Source organism: Pseudomonas sp. NFACC14 (genome assembly GCF_900106885.1).
Lineage (GTDB): Bacteria > Pseudomonadota > Gammaproteobacteria > Pseudomonadales > Pseudomonadaceae > Aquipseudomonas > Aquipseudomonas fluorescens_AA.
Genome location: NZ_FNOA01000037.1, coordinates 1 through 22,644, shown reverse-complemented (window position 1 = coordinate 22,644; position 22,644 = coordinate 1). Strand labels below are relative to the sequence as shown.

At 58.2% G+C, this 22,644-nt stretch carries 19 protein-coding genes, 2 pseudogenes and 1 riboswitch; of the genes and pseudogenes, 15 read left to right on the top strand and 6 right to left on the bottom strand.

Annotated elements, in window-relative coordinates:
• Positions 1–138: 138 nt before the first annotated feature.
• From BLU85_RS29195 to hldE, 3 genes and pseudogenes are all read left to right on the top strand, one after another.
• Positions 139–552 (top strand): annotated as a pseudogene (locus BLU85_RS29195) (sulfotransferase family 2 domain-containing protein); the annotation flags it as partial.
• On the top strand, positions 545–1,153 hold the full coding sequence (gene cysC / locus BLU85_RS29190; protein WP_170847675.1) for an adenylyl-sulfate kinase: 609 nt from the start codon (positions 545–547) through the stop codon (positions 1,151–1,153). The pseudogene BLU85_RS29195 and the gene cysC, both read left to right, overlap by 8 nt.
• 99 nt (positions 1,154–1,252) lie before the next feature.
• A complete protein-coding gene (gene hldE, locus BLU85_RS29185) occupies positions 1,253–2,674 on the top strand; it encodes a bifunctional D-glycero-beta-D-manno-heptose-7-phosphate kinase/D-glycero-beta-D-manno-heptose 1-phosphate adenylyltransferase HldE (RefSeq protein ID WP_092205300.1) in 1,422 nt (473 codons plus the stop codon).
• A 147-nt stretch (positions 2,675–2,821) separates the two neighbouring features.
• On the opposite strand, the gene BLU85_RS29180 is transcribed toward hldE, so the two are convergent.
• From BLU85_RS29180 to BLU85_RS29160, 4 genes are all read right to left on the bottom strand, one after another.
• The gene (locus BLU85_RS29180; protein ID WP_014336264.1) at positions 2,822–3,787 is read right to left on the bottom strand and encodes a hypothetical protein; all 966 of its coding nucleotides are present in this window, start codon (positions 3,785–3,787) and stop codon (positions 2,822–2,824) included.
• Positions 3,788–3,821: 34 nt separating this feature from the next.
• Entirely contained in the window at positions 3,822–4,634 is an 813-nt protein-coding gene (locus tag BLU85_RS29175) for an aldo/keto reductase (protein ID WP_092205301.1), read from the bottom strand.
• Positions 4,631–5,806, bottom strand: coding sequence for an NAD(P)/FAD-dependent oxidoreductase (locus tag BLU85_RS29170; protein ID WP_092205302.1), 1,176 nt, complete (start codon positions 5,804–5,806; stop codon positions 4,631–4,633). The genes BLU85_RS29175 and BLU85_RS29170 overlap by 4 nt, the downstream gene beginning before the upstream one ends.
• A gap of 214 nt (positions 5,807–6,020) precedes the next feature.
• Positions 6,021–6,353 carry a DMT family transporter gene (locus BLU85_RS29160; protein ID WP_003197153.1) on the bottom strand — a complete coding sequence of 111 codons (333 nt, stop codon included), beginning with the start codon at positions 6,351–6,353 and terminating at the stop codon, positions 6,021–6,023.
• A 103-nt stretch (positions 6,354–6,456) separates the two neighbouring features.
• Here BLU85_RS29160 and BLU85_RS29155 point away from each other — a divergent pair, with 103 nt between their 5' ends.
• The 6 genes from BLU85_RS29155 to BLU85_RS31005 all read left to right on the top strand — a co-directional run bounded on the left by BLU85_RS29155 (position 6,457) and on the right by BLU85_RS31005 (position 13,671).
• On the top strand, positions 6,457–7,347 hold the full coding sequence (locus tag BLU85_RS29155) for a LysR family transcriptional regulator (protein WP_092205304.1): 891 nt from the start codon (positions 6,457–6,459) through the stop codon (positions 7,345–7,347).
• A gap of 22 nt (positions 7,348–7,369) precedes the next feature.
• Complete coding sequence (gene waaA, locus BLU85_RS29150; protein ID WP_092205305.1) at positions 7,370–8,656, top strand: lipid IV(A) 3-deoxy-D-manno-octulosonic acid transferase; 1,287 nt, start codon at positions 7,370–7,372, stop codon at positions 8,654–8,656.
• A 163-nt stretch (positions 8,657–8,819) separates the two neighbouring features.
• Positions 8,820–9,632 (top strand): DNA adenine methylase, encoded by an 813-nt coding sequence (locus BLU85_RS29145; RefSeq protein WP_092205306.1) that lies wholly within the window; start codon positions 8,820–8,822, stop codon positions 9,630–9,632.
• Complete coding sequence (locus tag BLU85_RS29140) at positions 9,622–10,848, top strand: metallophosphoesterase family protein (RefSeq protein ID WP_092205307.1); 1,227 nt, start codon at positions 9,622–9,624, stop codon at positions 10,846–10,848. The genes BLU85_RS29145 and BLU85_RS29140 overlap by 11 nt, the downstream gene beginning before the upstream one ends.
• Positions 10,845–12,755, top strand: coding sequence for an ORC-CDC6 family AAA ATPase (locus BLU85_RS31010; RefSeq protein ID WP_139208060.1), 1,911 nt, complete (start codon positions 10,845–10,847; stop codon positions 12,753–12,755). Before BLU85_RS29140 ends, BLU85_RS31010 begins: the two co-directional genes overlap by 4 nt.
• A gap of 7 nt (positions 12,756–12,762) precedes the next feature.
• Positions 12,763–13,671, top strand: a complete 909-nt coding sequence (locus BLU85_RS31005; protein ID WP_139208061.1) for a hypothetical protein — start codon at positions 12,763–12,765, stop codon at positions 13,669–13,671.
• A 224-nt stretch (positions 13,672–13,895) separates the two neighbouring features.
• Here the strand turns inward: BLU85_RS31005 and BLU85_RS29130 are convergent, their stop codons facing one another.
• Complete coding sequence (locus BLU85_RS29130; protein ID WP_092205309.1) at positions 13,896–15,335, bottom strand: TolC family outer membrane protein; 1,440 nt, start codon at positions 15,333–15,335, stop codon at positions 13,896–13,898.
• A 154-nt stretch (positions 15,336–15,489) separates the two neighbouring features.
• Positions 15,490–15,595, top strand: a riboswitch (TPP riboswitch).
• Between the two features lie 160 nt (positions 15,596–15,755).
• Here BLU85_RS29130 and thiC point away from each other — a divergent pair.
• Together thiC and cytX are read left to right on the top strand one after the other, a co-directional pair.
• Complete coding sequence (thiC, locus tag BLU85_RS29125; protein ID WP_092205310.1) at positions 15,756–17,645, top strand: phosphomethylpyrimidine synthase ThiC; 1,890 nt, start codon at positions 15,756–15,758, stop codon at positions 17,643–17,645.
• A gap of 170 nt (positions 17,646–17,815) precedes the next feature.
• Positions 17,816–19,108 carry a putative hydroxymethylpyrimidine transporter CytX gene (cytX, locus tag BLU85_RS29120; RefSeq protein WP_092205311.1) on the top strand — a complete coding sequence of 431 codons (1,293 nt, stop codon included), beginning with the start codon at positions 17,816–17,818 and terminating at the stop codon, positions 19,106–19,108.
• On the opposite strand, the gene BLU85_RS29115 is transcribed toward cytX, so the two are convergent.
• Positions 19,077–19,820 (bottom strand): DUF3298 domain-containing protein, encoded by a 744-nt coding sequence (locus tag BLU85_RS29115; RefSeq protein ID WP_060739446.1) that lies wholly within the window; start codon positions 19,818–19,820, stop codon positions 19,077–19,079. The genes cytX and BLU85_RS29115 overlap by 32 nt on opposite strands.
• A 214-nt stretch (positions 19,821–20,034) precedes the next feature.
• Between BLU85_RS29115 and BLU85_RS29110 the strand changes: the two genes are divergently transcribed.
• The 4 genes and pseudogenes from BLU85_RS29110 to BLU85_RS31905 form a co-directional block, all read left to right on the top strand.
• Complete coding sequence (locus BLU85_RS29110; protein ID WP_092205312.1) at positions 20,035–20,652, top strand: NUDIX domain-containing protein; 618 nt, start codon at positions 20,035–20,037, stop codon at positions 20,650–20,652.
• Positions 20,643–21,095, top strand: coding sequence for a DUF1249 domain-containing protein (locus BLU85_RS29105; protein ID WP_092205313.1), 453 nt, complete (start codon positions 20,643–20,645; stop codon positions 21,093–21,095). The genes BLU85_RS29110 and BLU85_RS29105 overlap by 10 nt, the downstream gene beginning before the upstream one ends.
• A gap of 99 nt (positions 21,096–21,194) precedes the next feature.
• Positions 21,195–22,010 (top strand): 3',5'-cyclic-AMP phosphodiesterase, encoded by an 816-nt coding sequence (gene cpdA, locus BLU85_RS29100; protein WP_092205314.1) that lies wholly within the window; start codon positions 21,195–21,197, stop codon positions 22,008–22,010.
• A 248-nt stretch (positions 22,011–22,258) separates the two neighbouring features.
• A pseudogene (locus BLU85_RS31905) lies at positions 22,259–22,345 on the top strand (nucleoid-structuring protein H-NS); the annotation flags it as partial.
• Positions 22,346–22,644 lie beyond the last annotated feature (299 nt).

The window sequence follows — 22,644 nt, the reverse complement described above, 5'->3', positions numbered from 1 at the left end:
TCGGACCCCAGGCAGCGAGCCGGCCGGTTTCTCTCGGCCGGCTTCGCCTCACGGGTCCGGTGTTGGACACACACGTTGCATGCATCTCAGAACCCATGTGGGAGCGAGCTTGCTCGCGATAGTGGTGTGTCCGGGCCGCAGTACGCCGCCGTTTTCAAATTTGCCTTTGTTCGCGATCCGCTGGAGCGTGCGTATTCAGCCTATGCTTTCCTGCGGGGCAATACGTTGGGCGTGCGCGACCAGGCGGCGCGGAAAATGGTGGGCCAATACCGCGACTTCGATGATTTCGTCGCGCGATGGCTGCACCCGGAGAACATCACCCGGCAATTGCATTTCGCTGCCCAGACGGATTTCCTTATCGATTCCTTCGGCCACCTGGCGATGGACTTCATCGGTTGCCAGGCATACCTGGACCGGGGCGCGAGGTTACCCCATGTAAACCACAGCTGGCAGCGTGCCACGGTGCCGGTCGGGGACATTTGCTCAGTGCGGACTCGTCGACTGGTGCGGCGGGTATACCAACGTGACTACGAGATGCTTGGTTATGAATGAAACGTCGAACGTATCGATGCAGCCGGCGCGGATCAGTCCTTATGCACTGGCGCTCACGCCGGCGGACCGGGCGGCCATCAAGGCCCAGCGACCGCGCTGCATCTGGCTGACGGGACTGTCGGGGGCGGGCAAGTCGACCCTGGCCAATGCCTTGGAAGTGCAGCTCAACCGGCAGGGCTTGCACACCTCCCTGCTCGATGGCGACAACCTGCGCCAGGGGTTGTGCCGGGGCCTGGGCATGGATGCCGAGTCCCGCCAGGAAAATATTCGCCGCATTGCCGAGGTCGCGCGCCTGATGGTCGACGCCGGCCTGATCGTCATCGTGGCGGCCATCTCCCCGTTTCGGGCTGACCGGGAAGCTGCCAGGCAGTTGTTTTCCGAGGGCACCTTCGTCGAGGTTTATGTGAGTACACCCTTTGACGTCTGCGCCCGGCGTGACCCCAAGGGGTTATACCGCGAGGCCCGCGCCGGGCGGATCAAGAACTTCACCGGGCTCGACAGCCCCTACGAGGCACCCCTTGCGCCAGACTGCGCGATCGATACCAGCGAGGTGGAGCTGGACCAGGCCTGTGCGCGACTGGCGGCGTTGCTGCAAAACTGACGGAACGAACGTCCTGGCTTCGCGTTGCAGCCATGGACTAGCCTTCGCCAACCCTGTGCTAATATCGCGGCCCTGTTCATTTTGTATGTGGGATGCTCCATGAAGTTGTCCATGCCGCGATTCGATCAAGCCCCTGTATTGGTGGTCGGCGATGTCATGCTCGACCGCTACTGGCATGGCGGTACCTCACGGATTTCCCCTGAGGCGCCGGTACCGGTGGTCAAGGTCGAGCACATCGAGGATCGCCCGGGCGGTGCCGCCAACGTTGCCTTGAACATCGCTGCCCTCGGCGCACCGGCCTCCCTGGTGGGCGTGACCGGCGACGACGAGGCCGCCGACAGCCTGACCAACAGCCTCAAGGGCGCAGGCGTACGTGCGATATTCCAGCGCGTTGCGCACCAGCCGACCATCGTCAAGCTGCGGGTCATGAGTCGCCACCAGCAACTGCTGCGCATCGATTTCGAAGAACCTTTCGCCACCGACCCCCTGGCCCTCGGTGCCGAGGTCGACAACTTGCTCGAAGGCGTCAAGGTCCTGGTATTGTCGGACTACGGCAAAGGCGCGTTGAAGAATCACCAGGCGCTGATCCAGGCCGCCCGTGCCCGTGGCATTCCGGTCCTGGCCGATCCCAAGGGCAAGGATTTTTCCATCTATCGTGGCGCCAGCCTGATCACGCCGAACCTCAGCGAATTCGAAACCATCGTCGGCGGTTGCGTCGATGAGCACGAATTGGTGAGCAAAGGCGCGCAACTGATGCAAGACCTCGACCTCGGCGCCTTGCTGGTGACCCGTGGCGAGCACGGCATGACCTTGCTGCGCCCCGGTCACCCCGCGTTGCACCTGCCGGCCCGTGCCCGTGAAGTGTTCGATGTGACGGGTGCTGGCGACACGGTGATTTCCACTCTGGCCGCCGCGATCGCTGCCGGCGAGGAACTGCCCCACGCGGTCGCCCTGGCTAACCTGGCGGCGGGCATTGTCGTCGGCAAGCTCGGCACGGCAGCCATCAGCGCCCCCGAGCTGCGCCGCGCCATCCAGCGCGAAGAAGGCTCCGAGCGGGGCGTGCTGGGCCTGGAGCAACTGCTGCTGGCCGTTGACGACGCCCGTGCCCACAACGAAAGCATCGTCTTCACCAACGGTTGCTTCGACATCCTGCACGCTGGCCATGTGACCTACCTCGAGCAGGCCAGGGCCCAGGGGGATCGCCTGATCGTCGCGGTCAATGACGATGCCTCCGTGAGCCGTCTCAAAGGGCCGGGGCGTCCGATCAACAGCGTCGACCGGCGCATGGCGGTCCTGGCCGGCCTGGGCGCGGTGGACTGGGTGATCAGCTTCAGCGAGGGCACGCCGGAAAACCTGCTGCGCCAGGTCAAGCCGGATGTGTTGGTCAAGGGCGGTGACTACGGGATCGACCAAGTCGTCGGCGCCGACATCGTCTCGGCCTACGGCGGTACCGTGAAGGTATTGGGGCTGGTGGAAAACAGCTCGACGACGGCGATCGTGGAGAAGATCCGCAACAACTGATGTGTCAGGCAAAGCGCAGCACCTGTGGGAGCGAGCTTGCTCGCGATAGCGGTATATCAGCCTAATCGAGGCTGAACGATCCAACGCAATCGCGAGCGAGCTCGCTTCCACAGGGCCCATTGTCCAGCCAGGAAGTGGGCATCAGGCCTAACGAGCCACCTTGCGCGGCACGATCTTCTTGAGCAACTGCCGGGCCTTGCCCTTGAGCCGGGTCAGGCCCGACTCCTTGCCCGGTGGCGTCAGCCCTTGCTGGCGCAGCCAGTCCTTCCAGCGAATCCGCTCGTCACGCACCAGCCAGCCGTCCTGCCGGGCGAAACTTTCCGCCAGGTATAGCCCCCGGGTGCTGGCCGGGTACAGCTGATCCTTTTTCAAGGTGTACAGCTCGGGCAAGGGTTGCCCATCCTGCAGCGGCATCAGGTACAGGTCCGGTCGCTTGCGGTCCAGGCGTGCCACCAACTGGTCGCCTTCCAGGCGCTCATCGACGTGAAACAGGCTCAGGGACTTGGCTTCCTTGGGCACGTCCAGGCGCAAGTCATAGATCAATTGCAGCGATGCCGTCGGCAGATGCACGTAGGCCCGTGGCCGTTCGATCAGTTGCAGGTTGGCGCTGCGCACCGGGCGGGCCGAGCCCGACAGGGGCGTCAGGCGAAACGGCAAGGCCTCGCGGTAGTGTAAGGCCGTGGCATAGGGGGCTGGCAGCCAGGTGTCGTTGAAGCGCCCGCCCAGCCAGCCTTCAGGGGTTTCCAGCAGGCATTCTTCGGCGATCTCGCTGATGGCGGTGAGCAGCGGCAGGTTCAGTTCGTGGGCCGGGACGTAGCCGGAAATCAGCTTGAGCACCACGTCGCCACGATCCTGCCGGCGCTGGCGCACCAGCACCCAATAGTCGCGGTTCTGCCAATGCAGGGTCAGGCGCACCGAGACGCCCAGGTTCGCCAGCTCCAGGGAAAAACGCTCGGCATCGGCCACTGCGACAGGGCGGCGGCGCTGCAAGGTCTGGGCAAAATTCAGCGGCATCCCGACACTCTGGTAAGTCAGGCCTTCGGGGGTCGCTTCGACGAACAGGGGCAGGGTCTTGAAGTTGCTGGGGTTCTTTCTGATGAGCGTACGCGGCATGTCGGCTCCTTCCTTCAGGCCGCGTAGGGCGGCGTCAGCGTTTACGCAGAACCGTGGCTACGGTCGCGACGTTATGGGCGAGGTGCAGCGGATTGATGGTGCCGACAATAGCACTGGCGACTCCAGGATGCTCAAACAACAGTTCGAAACTGGCACGAACCGGGTCTACCCCGGGGCTCAGGCAGGCGTGGCCGCTGGCCAGGGCCTTTTTCACCAGGATCGCTTTGCCGTGCTCGTTGGCGTAGTCAATGACCGCCTTTTCGTTTCGTTCGTTCAGATTGTAGGTGACCATGGCGCAATCGCCTTGCTCCAAGGCCTTCAAGCCGCCCTCGACGGTCTTGCCGGAAAAGCCGAAGCCACCGATCTTGCCTTCGCGCTTGAGCGCCGCCAGGGTCGGGTAGACCTCGCTGTCGTTGAGGATCGCCAGGTCGTTGCCGTCGGAATGCACCAGGACCAGGTCGATGTAGTCGGTTTCCAGGCGCTTGAGGCTGCGTTCCACCGAGAGTCGGGTATGGGCGGCACTGAAGTCGTGGCGTGACTGGCCGTCACTGAATTCTTCGCCGACCTTGCTGACAATCACCCAGTCGTGACGTTGGCCGCGCAGCAGCGGGCCGAGGCGTTCTTCGCTACGACCATAGGCCGGCGCAGTGTCGATCAGGTTGATACCCAGGTCGCGCGCGAGCTTGAGCAACATGCGCGCTTCGTCGTCATCGGGGATCTGAAAGCCGTTGGGGTATTTGACGCCCTGGTCGCGGCCCAGCTTGACGGTGCCCAGGCCCAAGGGGGAAACCCGCGGGCCGTCATGGCCCAGAGGGCGATAGAGGTCATGCAGGGTCGCCTGGCTCATGGCAGCAGTTGCTCCCAGGCAGGCACGCCCATGGGTGGCTTCGGCAGGTCCGGCAGCGGAGCCGGGTGACTGGGCTGGATGCCATCGCGTTGCAGCGCGTTGACCACCCGATCGGCGAAGTCCGGGGCCAGGGCCAGTTTGGTCGGCCAGCCCACCAACAGGCGATCCTGCTCGGCGAGGAAGGCGTTGTCCGGGCGGGTCAGGCCCGACTGCAACGGTTCGGCGCGGTCAACGCGCAACGTGGCCCATTGCGCGGTGCTGAGGTCGATCCACGGCAGCAATTGGCCCAGTTCTTTCTGCGCGACGGCGATCTGCTCGGCGGGCTCGCGGGCGATGGCATCGCCTTCGGCAAGGTCGCCCCCCAGGTACCAGACCCATTGGCCATTGGCGGCCGGGTGGGTGGTCACGGTGACGCGTGGCTTCGGCCCGCCGCCCAGGCAATGGGCGTACAGCGGCTTGAGGCCCGGCCCCTTGGCCAGGACCATGTGCAACGGCCGGGTCTGCATGGCCGGTTTGTCCAGGCCCAGGGCCTTGAGCAGGTCAGCGGTGCCCGCGCCCGCGCTGAGGACAATGCGCTGGGCCCGAATCTCACGGTCGTCGACTTTCAGCCCGACCCATTCACCCGCTTCGCGCAGTGGCTCGATGTACTGCCCGGCCAGCAGGCTGTCGCCGGCCAGTTCCGCCAGGCGCTCGATCAGGCTGGGAACATCCACCACCAGCTCGGCCAGGCGATAGACCTTGCCCTTGAAGCGCTTGTCTTGCAGGGCCGGCGGCAATTGGTCGCCCTTGACCTGGTCGACCCGTCCGCGCACGGCCTTGCTGGCAAAGAAACTGGTGAGGTTGCCGGCCAGGGTGCCGGGGGACCAGAGGTAATGGGCATCGGACAGCATGCGCACGCCGGACAGGTCCAGTTCACCGTCACCCTTCAGGGCCTCGCGCCAGCGGCGCGGCATGTCGGCGATGGCTTCCGAGGCCCCGGTCAGGGCGCCATGCAAGGCATACTTGGCGCCGCCATGGATGATGCCCTGGGATTTGACACTCTGCCCGCCACCGAGGCTGGCGCTTTCCACCAGCACGGTTGAAAACCCCAGGCGGCGCAAACGCGCGTTCAGCCAGAGGCCGGCGACTCCGGCGCCGACAATCAGGATGTCGGTGGAAATAACGGATGGCATGCAGCGACCTCAGTGTTCAAGACGAGGGCGCAGTATACAGACTCGATGGGGATGGGATTTTGTTGGTGATCAATCGCGATGGCGATAAACCTGTGGCGAGGGAGCTTGCTCCCGCTTGGGTGCGAAGCGCCCACCAGAATTGGGACCGCTGCGCGGTCCAGCGGGAGCAAGCTCCCTCGCCACAAAGTATTCCGGTTTAATGACCGGTGTGTTTTCAGTGCCCGGCGGTCTTGGAGAACAGCTGGATCACCACCACCCCCAACACAATCAGCGCCATCCCCAGCATCGCTGGCACGTCCAGTTTCTGCCCGTAGATGAACAACGCCGCCACGCTGACCATGACGATCCCCAGCCCGGCCCAGACCGCATAGGCCACGCCCACCGGTACGGTGCGCACCACCAGCGTCAGCATCCAGAACGCAGTGCCGTAGCCGACGATGACTAGCAGCAAGGGCAGGGGTGTGCTAAGGCCTTTGATCGCTTTCATCGAAACAGTGGCGATCACTTCGGCGCAGATGGCGATGGCCAGGTAGTAGTAGGCGTTCATGGGCAGTTCCTCTTTGACGGTTGCGTCTTTCGATGGGGTCATTCTAGAGATCGCCCAAATGCGGTAAAGTCATTACCTATCTGTATTGGAGATAGGTTGAGCCATGAACGTACAGTGGAACCTGGAGCAATTGCGGCTGTTTGTCGGCGTCGCCGAGAAACGTTCGTTTTCCGCCGTGGCCCGGGACCAGCGCAAGGCGCAATCGGCTATCAGCAGTGCGATCGCCATGCTGGAAGACGACTTAGGGGTGAGCCTGTTCGAGCGTAGCAGCGGCCGCCAGCCCAGGCTCACCGACGCGGGTGAAGCCCTGCTCGAAGAAGCCAGGGAAGTGCTGCGCCAGTGCGAGCGCCTCAACGGTCGGGCCCAGGCCTTGATGCGCGGGCAGGAAGCGTCGCTGCGCCTGGCCCAGGATGAAGCCATGCCCTATCAACCGGTCATCGACAGTCTGGCGGCCCTGGCCGAGCAATTTCCCACCCTCGAAGTGCAACTGGCCAGCGCCGCCCAGGGCGACGTGGCGCGCAAACTGGTGGAGCGGCGCGCCGACCTCGGCTTGCTGTTCTATCACGACCAGATCCCTGAGGCGCTGGAGCGCCGGGTACTGGGCAGCGTCGAAATGGTCACGGTGTGCCGCCGGGGACATCCCCTGGCGAACCATGCTTATGTGACCTGCCGGGAAATGGCCCGGCACCGCCAGTTGTTGATGGCGACCCAGTCCAGCGTCTATCCCGGCAGCGAGCAGGCCAGCCCGCAGGTCTGGCGGGCCGACAGTTTCTATGTGTTGGCCGAATGGCTGAGGAGTGGCCTGGGCTGGGCCTGGCTGCCGCGGCATGTGGTGCAATACCCGGCGTACCTGGGTGACATGGTCGAACTCAGCAGCGAATGGACTCCGCCAGCCCTGGTGGTGGAACTGGTCTGGCGCCGCGACGAACCCCTGGGGCCGGCGGCCCGTTGGCTGGCGGAACGTTTTGCCGTGCAGTTGCAGGCGATTGGCTGAAAAACCGATAAACTCCGCCGCCATGAACAGAACTCTCTATAGCGCGTTGTTTTATCTGGGGCTGCCACTGGTAGCGATTCGGCTGTGGTTGCGGGCCCGCAAGGCGCCAGCGTATGCCCGGCGCATCGGCGAGCGGTTCTCCTGGGGGCTGCCGACCCTGGTGCCGGGGGGAATCTGGGTCCATTCGGTGTCGGTGGGCGAGAGCATTGCCGCCGCGCCGATGATCCGCGCCTTGCTGCAACGTTATCCACAGTTGCCCATCACCGTCACCTGCATGACGCCCACCGGGTCGGAACGGATCCAGGCGATGTTCGCCAACGAGCCGCGCATCCAGCACTGTTACCTGCCTTACGACTTGCCCTGTGCCGCCAAGCGCTTTCTCGACCGGGTTCGCCCGGTCCTGGCGGTGATCATGGAAACCGAGCTGTGGCCCAATCACATTCACCAATGCGCCAGGCGCGGCATTCCGGTGGCCCTGGCCAACGCGCGGTTGTCGGAGCGCTCGGCCCGGGGTTATGCACGCTTTCCCAAGCTCACCCGGCCCATGCTCGCCGAGATGAGCCTGTTCGCCGTACAGACCGAAGCCGAAGCCGAGCGTTTTCGCCAGTTGGGCGCCCGGGCGGCAACCGTCGAGGTCACCGGCTCCATCAAGTTCGACCTGACCATCGACCCGCAACTGCTCGAAGACGCCAGCGCCTTGCGCCGCCAGTGGCAAGCCACGGAGCGCCCGGTCTGGATCGCCGCCAGTACCCATGAAGGCGAGGACGAAGTGGTGCTGGCCGCCCACTGTCGGTTGCTCGATAGCTATCCCGATGCGTTGCTGATCCTGGTGCCGCGTCATCCCGAGCGTTTCGACGCCGTGCACCAGTTGTGCGAAAGCCAAGGCTTCGCCACGGTCCGGCGCTCCAGTGCACAACCGGTCACTGCCCAGACGTCAGTGTTGCTGGGCGACACCATGGGCGAACTGCTGTTTCTCTACGCGTTGGCCGACAGTGCGTTCGTCGGTGGCAGCCTGGTGCCCAACGGCGGGCACAACTTGCTGGAGCCGGCGGCGTTGCAGAAGCCGGTGCTCAGTGGACCGCACCTGTTCAACTTCCTTGAAATCGCCGCGCAACTGCGCGCTGCCGGGGCGCTGGCGGAAGTGGACGATGCCCAAAGCCTGGCCCTGGCGATCCAGCGCCTGTTCGAACTGCCTCGAGATGCCCAGCGCATGGCCGAGGCGGGGCTTGCGGTGATGCGCCGCAATCAGGGCGCGTTGCAGCGGTTGCTGGAGGGGCTGGAAACAATACTGGAGAAAATACGATCTTGACCTTTTCCTCCGACTTACCAATGCTAGCCATCCCACTGGGCTGACCGGACTTTTCACTATGCGTTTCCAAAGAGAAAAATGGGGGGCTGGATTCGTCGACGCGCTTAGACGTGTGGAAAGCCTCGAAATTGTAATTTCCTTTGTAGGTTATAGAAAAACATAAATGAAAAGTCCGAAGCGCGCTTTGATTCGGTGGGCTGGAAGCAAGAAAAAATTGATTCCAATTCTCAAAAAAAGCGTTCCGTTAAATTTTGATAGATATATTGAGCCGTTTTGTGGCTCTGTCAGTCTTTTTTTAGAGCTGCCACCTTCTAAAGCGATACTTTCAGATATAAATGAAGAGCTAATCAATTTTTATAATGTGGTAAAGAGAAGTCCTTCTTATCTGTCGACTGAGGTGGGGAAGTTGGAGTCGACAAAAGAGGCTTATTATAATATTCGAAGTATGGATCCGAGCGGCCTCTCTCGAAAGCAAAGAGCTGTTCGTTTTTTTTATCTCAATCGTCACTGTTTTAATGGTGTGTATAGAACTAACAAGGCTGGACAGTTTAATGTGCCGTATGGCTCAAAACTAAGCAGTATTCCTTCATTGGATGAAGTTATGGAGTTTAGTAGGTTTGTTAGGGGGGCAAAGTTTGAAAGTAGTGACTTCGAACGTATAATAAATAAAGCGGAATATAATGATTTTATTTATCTTGATCCTCCATACGCAGGGAGAAGTGTAAAGGATCGAGGGGAGTATGGGCAGGTTAAGTTTGCGGAAGTGGATATACAACGATTGCATGCCGCCTTGGTTACTGCCTCAGAAAGGGGGGCAAAAATTCTTTTGTCGTATGCAGATATTCCTGTGATTCGAGAGGTGTTCTCCTCTTGGAAGATTGAGACTATATCCGTAGGACGAAGTGTGTCAGGGTTTTCAAAGGGACGAGTCAAGGTTAATGAGGTTCTAATAAAGAATTTCGAAAATGGAAAATAAAAAATTAAGAGTTGCCGTTATTACAGATCTTCATTATGTTAAAGAAGGGTTGGCTTCCCCTACTCCAGAGGTATGCGCAAGCGGTAATAAAGTAGATCCAATGGAAAGGCTGCATGCCTTTTTAAAAAGTAATGAATTTAATGATGTTGACCTTGTTTTATGTCCGGGTGATATAACTACGAGGGCGTGTATCGATAGTTTTTCATCTGGCTGGAGTAAACTTAATGAACTTGCTCAAGCGCTGAATGCAAAACATTTAGTTGCTTCTACCGGTAATCATGAAATAATATCCCGTTCTGCGGATATTAACAAAACTCCTGGAAATGTGGAGTTGCATGTTGATCCTCAAGAACACCTATTATGTACTAAGAATTATCCTGCGGTATTTGCACATTCTCATCAGCGATGGGTTTACTGGGGGAGAGGTTATGAGACGCTTGTTGGCGATAATTGGATTGTTCTGATTATAAATTCATGTCATTTTCACACCACTCAGCTAGCGAACGAATTTGAAAGAGGGCGTGTAGGCCAGTCTGCTCTAGAGGAAATGAAGTCCAGTCTTGGCAATATTGCCATGAACAAAGTTTTTCGATTTGTACTCATTCATCATCCTCCAAATAATCACGAAGAGCCAGGTGTTGAGCTTGGAAGGGAGCCAATGTTTAATGGCATAGACTTTCTTCGTGTATTAGAAGATACGGGGCTTGACTGGCTTGTTATTCATGGACATAAGCATTTTCAGCGCCTTATTAGGGTTGGTGATTCTGATCGATCTCCTATGATTTTTGGAGCGGGAAGCTTTGGTGCCGGCCTGAAAGGGACTGTTGCTGCTAAGACAAAAAATCAATTTTATATTGTGGACTTTGATGTCAGCAAAGATGCTGTAGGGGATGAGCGCTTAAAAGCTAGTTTTAATTCTTTTTATTGGGATTTAACTGAGTGGAAGCCTGTAGTTAACGAGACGCAAGGGTTGCCAAATTTTTGTGGTTTCGACTTGAGTAAGAAGCTAGATGTTCCGCAATTGGCTGTGCTGGTTAGGGACACTATACCAAAGGATGCACCATGGTGCACTTGGTTAGAGTTGAAACAGCAGATTGATGCATTAAATTATCTGACGCCTGGGGATATAAAGTCTTTAAAAATTGCTTTGGGGAAACTTAAAGTTAAAGGACTGACGGAGCTTCAACATTGGTTTCCTGAGCAGCTATCATTATGAGAAATGATCAAGTTATCACGTTTAATGAAACGTTCAATGCACGGCATCTAACAGCCGCTCAGGTGGCTGAGGTATTTATTCCGCCTCCGCAGTTCGATCAATTGTTGGATAATAGCCACTGCTTGCTTGTTGGTGCGAGAGGTAGCGGTAAAACGACACTTCTAAAAATGCTGCAAGTGCAGGCCTTAAAGAAATGGAAAGAGTTAAATGGCTCTGATCACAGAACTGTAGATTTTATAGGGATTTTTGTGCCCGCAGATATACGTTGGGCAAAACAACTAGCAAGTAAGTTGGACGGAATCGACTCTCGTTCTGAACGGTCTATGCTGTGCGAAGCTGCGTTCACAGGATCTGTATGTATTTCATTTCTTGATACGTTAGAGCAGGCTATCGCGTTGGGAGAAATAAGGTCTAAAAATTTAGATGGGAACACAATCTCTAGGAGAACAGAGGCTGAATTAGTAAAGGCTCTTGCAAAAATTTGGGGTGTAGCAGTCGAAATTCCTTCCTTTCGAGCCTTAAAGCACGAGCTACGGTCCTGCCAAACGTTACTTCCTCGAATTGCTATAAATTTAAGAGGGGCGCATTCGCTGGATGCGCTTATTTTTGAGAACAGGTTTCTTGGGGTTAGCTGGTTGGATGCGCTTGGTAATGCAGTCGAAACAGTTAACGATATATTTGCTTGCTCGTCCCAAAAGTGGGCTCTATTAGTCGATGAGTTAGAGATAATTCCTGAAGAGTTATTGCACTTGATTACTGCTCCGCTTCGATCAACTTTCGGTAGCTTATTATTTAAATATTCGATTAGCCCGACGGGAACGAAGACAGAGCTACTTTCAAAGCTAGAGGCCTCAGATCCAACTCCGGGTAATGATTTTAAAGTAATTAGGCTTTGGCATACCGACAGGGAGCAAATAAGAGTTTTTTCTAATAAGCTTCTCAAAGCCTCTCTGGTTTCTAGAAGGTTGGTTGATTCAACTCAATCTATCGAAGATGCATTGGAGTGGTCGAAGAGTGCTGAGGATGACGCGGCGGAGGGGAAGTTATCGCTAGATCAGAAGCGGCAGCAGTTTTCTGAATTGAGCAAGAAGGACTCTTCCTTTAAAGAGTTTCTAGAGAAAAAAGGCATTGCAATATCAAGGTTGTCAACCTCGGACGATGCTGAGAATGGTCCGCTTGTTAGGAAAATTTCTCCTCTAGTTTATTTTCGTAATCACGTTCTAAAAAGTTGGACGAGCAAAGGTGTTATTCGTAGGTCTAAAATTTCGAAGCAACCATATTACGGTTTTCCAAATTTATTGGATCTTACTGAAGGGAACCCTAGATGGATATTGAATTTAGCGGATACATTGGCTGCTGAGGTTAAGAATAAGGCTTCGAACATTAGACAGCCTGGAGTGCAGAATGCTGCAATTGAGTCATTTGCGAAGCGATTCATGTCTATGCTCAAGGTCTATCCTGTCGGTTCCGCTGCTTCGAAAAATGTAACTATTTTTAATTTTATTGAGGATTTAGCAACACATCTAAATAATAAAATTTATGAGAGTGCATTCACGGCGGACCCGTCGCTTTCATTTGTCGTTGATAAAGAAGCTGCGGCGGAATATGGGGAGCTGATTGAAACCTGTATTCATCTCGGTGCGCTGGTGATTATTGACCCGTCTTCGTCGGACGACTCTAGTTTGCTGTTGGGAGGGAGGGCACTTCATGATAGAAAGGTGCGAATATGTTACAGGTTGGCACCTTTATTCTTCCTGCCGCTGCGTGCAAATAAGCAAGTTAGGCTCAGTTCGGCATTGAAGGCGGGTATTCATGGCCAAGCACCGTTAAAGAAAGAAGTTAAGCCTGTTCAATTTAAACCCCAGCTGCCGAAAACTAATATTTTCGAACAGATTGATCTCTTTTGAGGTGCTGATGAATCTTATATCATTGGTTAATTGGGAGCCGCATGATCATCAGCATGTGGAGTATGATGTTTTTGTAACTGCTTTTACTGGTGAGGCGCGGTCGTACTATTTTGCTAGGCAGTTTGAGGGAGTATGTCATAAAAAGCTTGTTATCAGTTCGCCAGATTTTGTCGAAGATAAGGATGAATTTTCATGCGAGGATTATGTATTTATAGCGCCTGAAGAGCTTGGGGGATATCTAAGTGGTATTCCTGTTGTGGAGGGTGAAAAGGTTAATATCCTTTTTGATATTTCTTGTATGGCAAGGCATGTCATGGCTGAATCACTTGCTATATTGTTTTCTTCATTTTCGGATTGCGAGGTGGTGCTTAGAGTAAACTATACAATAGCGCACTATTCATTGCCGCCTACTGATATAAATGCAAACGAAAGCATTGAGGCTGTGCATAGTTATTTTTCGGGCTGGTCATATGCCGACTCTAAACCTACGAGTCTTATTTTAGGACTTGGTTATGAGCCTTTTAAAGCTGAGGGTGCCTCCGAGTTTTTTGAACCTTATGATCAATGGGTATTTGTGCCGGAATCTCCAGTTTTAGAGTACCTGCCTATGGTGAAAAAAAATAATGAGGAGTTACTTTCTCGATCGGATGCGGAAAGTAAAACGATCTATTACAAGGTTAACGATCCTGAAATGACTTTTGGGCAGTTGGAGCAAGTTGTTAGTTTGCTGGCTGAATCAACTAATCCGGTGCTAATGCCATTTGGACCCAAAATACTATTTTTCTTGTGTTTGGTTCAGAGCCGTTGTCACTCTGAAGTCGGAGTTTGGTGTGTCACTGGAAGTCACCCAGAAGATATTGGCTCCAGCGTGGCTTCGGATTATTCATGTGGTCTTGAATGCAGTTTTGTTTTCTAAAAATGACGTAATATTTTTTGTAATCGATAGATCTGTTTTGAGAAAATTTAAGGCAGCCATAGACTAGTGATCTATCTCCTTGGTGCTTTTTCTATAGGCATCCCAACCATTCACCTTAGCGCAGATAGCTGGGGCCAGCGCTGCTTGTTTCAGGCGCTAACTCTAGGCAGGAAAAGAAAAGGGAGATTGCCGGAAATGACAAGCTCCTTGCTAAAAAGGCGTATTCACTGCGCCGGCCGCGAGCGCAACTGCTGCGCCGCTGCCTGGGCCAGGTCCGGCGGCAGGAAGTCGCGGTCGGGATTGTAGTCGGGCTTGAGGTAGCGCGACAGGTCCTGCAGGTCTGCCGGGCTCAACGTCCCGGCGGCTTGCTTCAGACGCAGGTTGTCGAGGATGTAGTCGTAGCGGGCGTTGTTGTAGTTGCGCACCGAGGTGTACAGCTGGCGCTGGGCATCGAGCACGTCGACGATGTTGCGGGTGCCCACCTGGTAGCCGATTTCCGTGGCTTCCACCGCGCTCTGGTTGGAGATGATCGACTGGCGCCGGGCCTGGACCTGCTCCACGTCCGTGTTGATTGCACGGTGCAGGTTACGGGTGTTTTCCACCACCTGCCGACGCAGGCCTTCGCGCTGCTGTTCGGTCTGGGTGAGCTGCGAGTAGGACTCGCGCACTTGGGAACTGGTCAGGCCGCCACTGTAGATCGGGATACTCAATTGCAAACCGATGGTGCGTTGCTCGGCATCACCGCCATAGCGCTGTCCGGTAGGGCTCGGGTTGGTGAAGCCGAGGCCGTCGTTGTCGCCTTTCTTGTACTGGGCGATCGCATCGAGGGTCGGCGCATGACCGGCCTTGCGTTGGCGCAGGGTGTCTTCGGCGGCATCAACGGCGTAGTTGCTGGCCAGCAGGTTGAGGTTCTGCTTGGCCGCCGTGTCGACCCAGGCCTTGGCATCGTTCGGTACCGGCGGCAGGATCGGCAGCGTGTGGACGATGCCCTGGAGCGAGTTGTACTGGCGATTGGTCAAGGTGATCAGTGCTTCGAACGCATCCTCGACCTGGCGCTGGGCGAGGATCCGGTTGGCCCGCGCCGTATCGTAGCTGGCCTGGGATTGCAGCACGTCGGTCTTGTCCGACAGGCCCACGTCGAAGCGCTCGTTGGACTGGTCGAGCTGGCGCTTGAACGCCGCTTCCTCAGCCTTGGTCGAGGCCAGGTTGTCCTGGCTGCGCAGCACATTGAAATAGCTCTCGGCGCTTTGCAGGATCATGTTCTGTTCGGTGGCCGACAGTTGCAGCGAGGCTTGCTCGTTGACGGACTTGGCCGCCTGGAGTTGAAACCAGCGGTCGGCACGGAAAAGCGGTTGGGACAGCGTGGCCTGGTAGACCGTGGCGCTGCGGGTAGCGGTCATCGCCGGCTGGTCGAGCTCGGTACGGGTGTTGTTCAGGTCGGCGCCGGCCGAAAGGTTGGGCAGCAACCCGGCGCGCGCCTGGGGCACCACTTCCTTCTGGACGCCGTATTGGGCGCGGGCGGCCGCCAGGTCGGCGTTATTGTCCACCGCTTCCTGATAGACGCTCACCAGATCGGTTTTGGTGGTCAGGGGCGCTTCGGCAGCCCAGGCCATTCCGTTGGACGCACAAGACACGGCGAGGGCCAGTGAAAGTTTGCGCAGCATGAGGCGATCCCTACTTCTCGAATGTTTGCGCACAAGAGGCGCGGCGTAGCGAGTGTAGTTGCGCCCGCGCACGGCAACAATCCTGTATATGCGCCATTCATCACGGCTTTTGCCCGGGTGATGGCGTTCTGTGGTGGTTGTGTCTAGACTGGCCGGGTTCTTGTCGGGGTGCCTTGCTATGAGGCTGAGATCGAATAATTTCGGATCCCGTTGAACCTGATCAGGTTAACGCCTGCGTAGGGAACAAGATTTCTCGTCACCCGGCGAGTCCTCTTGTGCTTCGTCCGGGATGTCGTTCGACCATTGAACGCACTCGAGCAGCAAGCACAGCATCCGCACTTTCGTGCTGGGTGCGTCCATTCGCTACAGGTTCGCTCCGACAAAAATCCACTGCCTGGATGTGTGTCTGGAGAGCCCGTGATGACGATAAAAGCAAAAAGCGCGACCAACCTCAGTGATTCGGCCAAGGTCGATGAGCAATCGGTCCAGCCCTTTACCCGCTCGCAAAAAATCTATGTCCAGGGCAGCCGCCCGGATATTCGTGTGCCCATGCGTGAAATCAGCCTCGACGTGACGCCCACCGACTTCGGCGGCGAAATCAACGCGCCGGTTGTGGTGTACGACACGTCGGGCCCGTACACCGACCCGAACGTGACCATCGACGTGCGCAAAGGCCTGGCCGACGTGCGTTCTTCGTGGATCGAAGCCCGTGGCGACACCGAACGCCTGGCGGGCCTGAGTTCCAACTTCGGCCAGGAACGCCTGGCCGACCCCGAGCTGACCAAGCTGCGCTTCGCCCACGTGAACAACCCGCGTCGGGCCAAGCCCGGCGCCAACGTCAGCCAGATGCACTACGCGCGCAAAGGCATCATCACCGCCGAGATGGAATACGTCGCCATCCGCGAAAACATGAAACTGGAAGTGGCCCGCGCCGCCGGCCTGCTGGACCAGCAACACGCCGGCCACAGCTTCGGCGCCAGCGTGCCGAAAGTCATCACCCCGGAATTCGTGCGCGATGAAATCGCCCGTGGCCGCGCGATCATCCCGGCCAACATCAACCACACCGAACTGGAACCGATGATCATCGGCCGTAACTTCCTGGTGAAGATCAACGGCAACATCGGCAACAGCGCGCTGGGTTCGTCCATCGAAGAAGAAGTGGCGAAGCTGACCTGGGGCATCCGCTGGGGTTCGGACACGGTCATGGACTTGTCCACCGGCAAGCACATCCATGAAACCCGCGAGTGGATCATCCGCAACTCGCCGGTGCCGATCGGGACCGTGCCGATCTACCAGGCCCTGGAAAAAGTCGGCGGCGTGGCCGAAGACCTGACCTGGGAGCTGTTCCGCGACACGCTGATCGAGCAGGCCGAGCAGGGCGTCGACTACTTCACCATCCACGCCGGCGTGTTGCTGCGCTATGTGCCGATGACTGCCAAGCGTGTCACCGGGATCGTCAGCCGTGGCGGTTCGATCATGGCCAAGTGGTGCCTGGCGCACCATAAAGAAAACTTCCTATACACCCACTTCGAAGACATCTGCGAAATCATGAAGGCCTACGACGTCAGCTTCTCGCTGGGCGATGGCCTGCGTCCGGGCTCGATTGCCGACGCCAACGACGAAGCGCAGTTCGGTGAGCTGGAAACCCTCGGCGAGCTGACCAAGATCGCCTGGAAGCACGACGTGCAATGCATGATCGAAGGCCCTGGCCACGTGCCGATGCAGTTGATCAAGGAGAACATGGACAAGCAGCTCGAGTGCTGCGACGAAGCGCCGTTCTACACCCTCGGCCCACTGACCACCGACATCGCGCCGGGTTACGACCACATCACTTCCGGCATCGGTGCGGCGATGATCGGCTGGTTCGGTTGTGCCATGCTCTGCTACGTCACGCCGAAGGAACACCTCGGCTTGCCGAACAAGGATGACGTGAAGACCGGGATCATCACCTACAAGATCGCCGCCCACGCGGCCGACCTCGCCAAGGGCCACCCAGGCGCGCAGATCCGCGACAACGCCTTGAGCAAGGCGCGTTTCGAGTTCCGCTGGGAAGACCAGTTCAACCTCGGCCTGGACCCGGACACTGCCCGTTCGTACCACGACGAAACCCTGCCGAAGGACTCGGCCAAGGTGGCGCATTTCTGCTCGATGTGCGGGCCGAAGTTCTGCTCGATGAAAATCACCCAGGAAGTGCGCGAATACGCCGCCAACCAGCGCATTGAAACGGTGGATGTCGATGTCGCCCAAGGCTTGGCGGAGCAGGCGGAGCGGTTCAAGCAGGAAGGCAGTCAGCTTTACAAGAAAGTGTGATGTGAGCTGATGGGGCGGTGTTTTCACTGCCCTCATCGCGAGCAAGCTCGCTCCCACAGGGGATCTACTGTGGACACAAAATCCGTGTGCACCTGTGATCCCTTGTGGGAGCGAGCTTGCTCGCGATAACGGCCAAAAAAACAACAAGTATCCTTCTGAGATAACAACCCTTGAACATCCAACCCAGCACCTACTCCCCTGACGCCGCGGTCCCCCTGGACAAACGCGTCTTCGGCGCCCGCGACCTGTTTTCCCTGTGGTTCTCCCTCGGCATCGGCCTGATGGTCTTGCAGGTCGGTGCCTTGCTCGCGCCAGGCCTGGGCCTGAGCGGTTCGTTGCTGGCGATTTTCCTCGGCACGCTGGTGGGCGTCCTGCTGCTGGCGGCGGTCGGGGTGATCGGCAGTGACACTGGCCTGTCGGCCATGGCCGCCCTCAAGCTCAGCCTGGGCGGCAAGGGTGCGAGCGTGCCGGCGGTGTTGAACCTGCTGCAATTGATCGGCTGGGGCTCGTTCGAAATCATCGTCATGCGCGATGCCGCCAGCCTGCTCGGTGCCCGAGCCTTCAGCGAAGGCAGCCTGGGTTCGAACCCGCTGCTGTGGACGCTGTTCTTCGGCGCCCTGGCGACCCTGCTCGCCGTGAGCGGGCCGTTGACCTTCGTGCGCAAGGTCCTGCGCAAATGGGGTATCTGGCTGCTGCTGGCGGCCTGCATCTGGTTGACCTGGAACCTGTTTGCCAAGGCTGACCTGGCGGCGCTGTGGGCCCAGGCGGGCGATGGTTCGATGCCGCTGGCGGTGGGGTTCGACATCGCCATTGCGATGCCGCTGTCGTGGTTGCCGCTGATCGCCGACTACTCACGCTTCGGCCAACGCGCCAGGAACGTCTTCGGCGGCACGGCCGTGGGTTTCTTCATCGGTAATGTCTGGCTGATGAGCCTGGGCGTGGCCTACACCCTGGCCTTCGCGCCGAGCGGTGAAGTCAACGCGTTGCTGCTGGCCCTGGCCGGTGCCGGGATGGGCATTCCGTTGTTGCTGATTCTGCTGGACGAGTCGGAAAACGCCTTCGCCGACATCCACTCGGCGGCAGTGTCCAGCGGCATGCTGTCGGGGTTGAAGGTCGAGCACCTGGCCTTGGCGATTGGCGTCATCTGCACCTTGATCGCCTGCTTCGCACCGTTGGCGCAATACCAGAACTTCCTGCTGCTGATCGGCTCGGTGTTCGCGCCGCTGTTCGGCGTGGTGCTGGTGGACCACTTCATCCTGCGCAAACGCAGCAGCCAAGTGGTGTCAGCCGCGTTGCGCTGGCCGGCCCTGTTGGCCTGGCTGGGTGGGGTGAGCACTTATCACGTGCTGGCCAACCTCTATCCGGATGTCGGTGCGACCCTGCCGTCGCTGATTCTGGCAGGGTTGCTGCAACTGCTGTTGGGTCGGGCTTTCAGCTACGGCCGGGGAACAGCTCGGGCTTGAGGATGCCATTGAGGCGGGGATAGGCGATCTTCAGTTCGATGTGACCCAGGGCGTACGGCGCGATGGTGCTCACTTCGTACTTGAGGATCACCCCGCCGTAGGTCAGCGCCACGTGCGGGGTTTTCTGGAAGGACCACTGTTTCAGGAACTCGGGCTCCTGATCCAGCTTGGTGCTGATCAGCCAACTGTTGTGGGCGACCTGGGCGGCTTTCCAGAAGGCTTCTTCCTGGCCTGGCAGCAGCATGTCCGACAGGGTCAGCACCTTGTGCTGCTGGCGCGAATAGTTGATGAAGCCACGCCCTGGCGTGCCATGGGCACCGCCGGTGTCCAGATAGCTGGACAATTCGATGATCACCAGGCCGTCATGTTGCTCGCGTACCTTGGCCTGCAAATAACTGCTGTTGCGCGGTGCGGCGTTGCGCAAGAACTGTTCGCGATAGGCCGCCAGCGTCGGTGCCACCGGGGCGTCCGGGGTGCGGGTCATTTGCAGCAGGCGTTTTTCGACGATGCCGTCCAAGGCCGGCTCGGTGGGGAAGTGCAGGGTATCGATGTTCACCAATGGGCAGTCGGCGCTGGCGCAGCCGGGTTGCAGTTGTTCCGAAGCGTCGCGGGTGGTCTCCAGCGGTGCGCGATAATTGGGTTGGAACAGGCTTTGGCAAGCGCCCAGGGTCAGGGCAATGGCAGCCACGGAGGCGGTTTTGAAAAGCGACATGGGCGTCCTTCATGAAACACGGAAAGGCAAAAAGTTACCCGCTTCGACTGTCGGCAAGGCAATCAGTTCGCCACTAAGCTCATTAGAGTGATTTTCAGCGCAGCCGTCCATCCCGATCACCGGAAAGGGGCTGCATCAAAGGGTACGGGCGCGTTAGGATGGCGCGAAGCCGAGGTTGGAACCTCGTATTGATCCATTGCACACGAGGATTGTCATGACCGACTTCGCCAACGCCACACCGAACACCGTGGACATCGTCAAGCGTGAAACCTGCTTCAAGGGTTTCTATAAGCTCGACCGCCTCGTCTTGCGCCACGAGTTGTTTGCCGGTGGCATGAGCCGTGAGATCAGCCGTGAACTGTTCGTGCGTCATGACGCAGTGTGCGTGCTGCCCTATGACCCGCAGCGCGATGAAGTGGTGTTGATCGAGCAGTTTCGCGTGGGGGCCATTGGCAAGACCACCAACCCCTGGCTGGTGGAACTGGTGGCCGGCCTGATCGACAAGGATGAGCAACCGGAAGAAGTTGCTCATCGCGAAGCGCAGGAGGAAGCTGGGCTTGTCTTCGCTGCGCTTTGGCCGATGACTCGGTATTTTCCATCGCCAGGCGGCAGCAATGAATTCGTACATTTGTTCTTGGGGCGTTGCGACAGCACGGGGGCAGGCGGCCTGCATGGCCTTCTGGAAGAAGCCGAGGACATTCGGGTGAAAGTCTGGGCCTACGAAGATGCCTTGCAAGCCGTGCGCGACGGGCGTATCTGCAACGCGGCCAGCATCATTGCCTTGCAATGGCTGGCTTTGAATCGCGATGAAGTGAGGGGGCTATGGTCCTGAACAAGCTGCGCGACCGCTATCGCGTCGATCTGGTGGGGTTGCAGGCCGCCTGCGAGGCCAACTACGCCCGCCTGATGCGCTTGTTGCCGGACATGCGCAACGACCCGTTGCCGCGCCGCATCGCCGTGACCCACGGCGACCAGATGCTCGGCGTGCTGGCCCTGGAAGTGCTGCAGGCCTGTCCCTACACCACCACCTTGCAGGTGCGCCAGGAACACAGCTTGCCCTGGTTGCCGGTGCCACAGCTGGAGGTTCAGGTCTATCACGATGCGCGCATGGCCGAAGTCGTCAGCGCCGAACATGCACGACGCTTTCGTGGCATCTATCCTTATCCCAATGCCTCGATGCACCAGCCGGATGAAAAAGCCCAGTTGAACCTGTTCCTGGGCGAGTGGCTGAGTCATTGCCTTGCGCTGGGCCACGAGTTCGAAGTCGTTCGGTAGTTGTGAACCGGTTCCGGTTCGCGGGTTTCCCCTTTCGATCGTCCCCCAGCATAATTGCGGCTTCATGCAACGGCGTGATTGCGCCTGGGAGAGAGCGATTTGCCGAGCGTATCCAGCTTGACCACTGCCGATGCGGCGTTGTTGGTCCAACTGTCAGATAGCCATTTGTTCGCCGAGGCCGATGCCTCGTTGCTGGGCATGAATACCCGTGACAGTTTGCAGGCGGTCATCGACCTGGTGCTCAAGCAGCAGCCGGACATTGACCTGATGCTCGCCACGGGGGATCTGTCCCAGGACGGCACGCTGGAGTCCTACGCGGCGTTTCGGCAGTTGACTGCCCGAATCGATGCGCCGGCGCGGTGGATCCCCGGTAACCATGACGAGCCGCGGGTGATGCTCGAGGCGGCGGTCAAGAGCACGTTGCTCGATCCGGTGGTGGACGTCGGCAATTGGCGGGTGACGATGCTGGACTCGGCCGTGCCGGGTTCGGTGCCGGGGTTTTTGGCCGAGGAGCAGTTGATTCTGTTGGCCAATGCGCTGAGCGAGGCGCCGGAGCGGCATCATCTGGTGTGTCTGCACCATCATCCTGTTTCGATTGGGTGTGCGTGGATGGAGCCGATTGGGTTGCGTAATCCGGAGGCTTTGTTTGCGGTGTTGGATCGGTTTCCACAGGTGCGGGCGGTGTTGTGGGGGCATGTGCACCAGGAGGTCGATCGGGGGCGCGAGGGGGTTCGTTTGTTGGCTTCGCCTTCGACTTGTATTCAGTTTGAGCCGGGGAGTGAGGATTTTGCGGTGGGCTCGCAGGCGCCGGGGTATCGGTGGTTGCGGCTTTGGCCGGATGGGCGGTTGGAGACGGGGGTTGAGCGGGTGGTTGGGTTTGCGTTTACCCCTGACTATGACTCCAACGGGTACTGAGTTCGGCCCAACTGTGGGAGCGAGCTTGCTCGCGATGGCGGTCTGACAGTCGGCCAGGATTTTGTTGGTCGAGTACATATCCATTTCTGCGGTAACGGCTGCTGACGGTTCCGCTCTTACAGCGGGTCACTTTTGGCAAACGCCCCAAAAGTAACCAAAAGGTCTTTGCCCCACCACTCGGCACCTCGCCTAGGCTCGGTGTGCCCTCACTCCGGCATTACTCCGTGGGCCGCCGCGAAGGGCCATCCATGGCCCAGCGCGGCTACCTCGGCATCCATGCCGAGGTGCCCACTGCGCAATACCTGCGTTCGGCCAGCGTGGTCAACGGGGCCCCCAGATCAAAAGCCCGCCGAGGCGGCCTTATAGCCGGCCTGGCTCTTGCGGGGGGTGTACACCCATCAGACTTGTTTGAGCTGGACCTGTGGGAGCAAAGCTTGCTCACGAGGCGGCCTGATAGCCGGCCTGGCTCTTGCGGGGGGTGTACACCCATCAGACTTGTTTGAGCTGGACCTGTGGGAGCAAAGCTTGCTCGCGAGGCGGCCTGATAGCCGGCCTGGCTCTTGCGGGGGTGTACACCCATCAGACTTGTTTGAGCTGGACCTGTGGGAGCAAAGCTTGCTCGCGAGGCGGCCTG

Excerpts from the sequence above, each read along its gene's own strand:
- cysC (WP_170847675.1), top strand. The coding sequence starts at position 545 with ATGAATGAAACGTCGAACGTATCGATGCAGCCGGCGCGGATCAGTCCT.
- hldE (WP_092205300.1), top strand. The coding sequence starts at position 1,253 with ATGAAGTTGTCCATGCCGCGATTCGATCAAGCCCCTGTATTGGTGGTC.
- BLU85_RS29180 (WP_014336264.1), bottom strand. The coding sequence starts at position 3,787 with ATGCCGCGTACGCTCATCAGAAAGAACCCCAGCAACTTCAAGACCCTG.
- BLU85_RS29175 (WP_092205301.1), bottom strand. The coding sequence starts at position 4,634 with ATGAGCCAGGCGACCCTGCATGACCTCTATCGCCCTCTGGGCCATGAC.
- BLU85_RS29170 (WP_092205302.1), bottom strand. The coding sequence starts at position 5,806 with ATGCCATCCGTTATTTCCACCGACATCCTGATTGTCGGCGCCGGAGTC.
- BLU85_RS29160 (WP_003197153.1), bottom strand. The coding sequence starts at position 6,353 with ATGAACGCCTACTACTACCTGGCCATCGCCATCTGCGCCGAAGTGATC.
- BLU85_RS29155 (WP_092205304.1), top strand. The coding sequence starts at position 6,457 with ATGAACGTACAGTGGAACCTGGAGCAATTGCGGCTGTTTGTCGGCGTC.
- waaA (WP_092205305.1), top strand. The coding sequence starts at position 7,370 with ATGAACAGAACTCTCTATAGCGCGTTGTTTTATCTGGGGCTGCCACTG.
- BLU85_RS29145 (WP_092205306.1), top strand. The coding sequence starts at position 8,820 with ATGAAAAGTCCGAAGCGCGCTTTGATTCGGTGGGCTGGAAGCAAGAAA.
- BLU85_RS29140 (WP_092205307.1), top strand. The coding sequence starts at position 9,622 with ATGGAAAATAAAAAATTAAGAGTTGCCGTTATTACAGATCTTCATTAT.
- BLU85_RS31010 (WP_139208060.1), top strand. The coding sequence starts at position 10,845 with ATGAGAAATGATCAAGTTATCACGTTTAATGAAACGTTCAATGCACGG.
- BLU85_RS31005 (WP_139208061.1), top strand. The coding sequence starts at position 12,763 with ATGAATCTTATATCATTGGTTAATTGGGAGCCGCATGATCATCAGCAT.
- BLU85_RS29130 (WP_092205309.1), bottom strand. The coding sequence starts at position 15,335 with ATGCTGCGCAAACTTTCACTGGCCCTCGCCGTGTCTTGTGCGTCCAAC.
- thiC (WP_092205310.1), top strand. The coding sequence starts at position 15,756 with ATGACGATAAAAGCAAAAAGCGCGACCAACCTCAGTGATTCGGCCAAG.
- BLU85_RS29115 (WP_060739446.1), bottom strand. The coding sequence starts at position 19,820 with ATGTCGCTTTTCAAAACCGCCTCCGTGGCTGCCATTGCCCTGACCCTG.
- BLU85_RS29110 (WP_092205312.1), top strand. The coding sequence starts at position 20,035 with ATGACCGACTTCGCCAACGCCACACCGAACACCGTGGACATCGTCAAG.
- BLU85_RS29105 (WP_092205313.1), top strand. The coding sequence starts at position 20,643 with ATGGTCCTGAACAAGCTGCGCGACCGCTATCGCGTCGATCTGGTGGGG.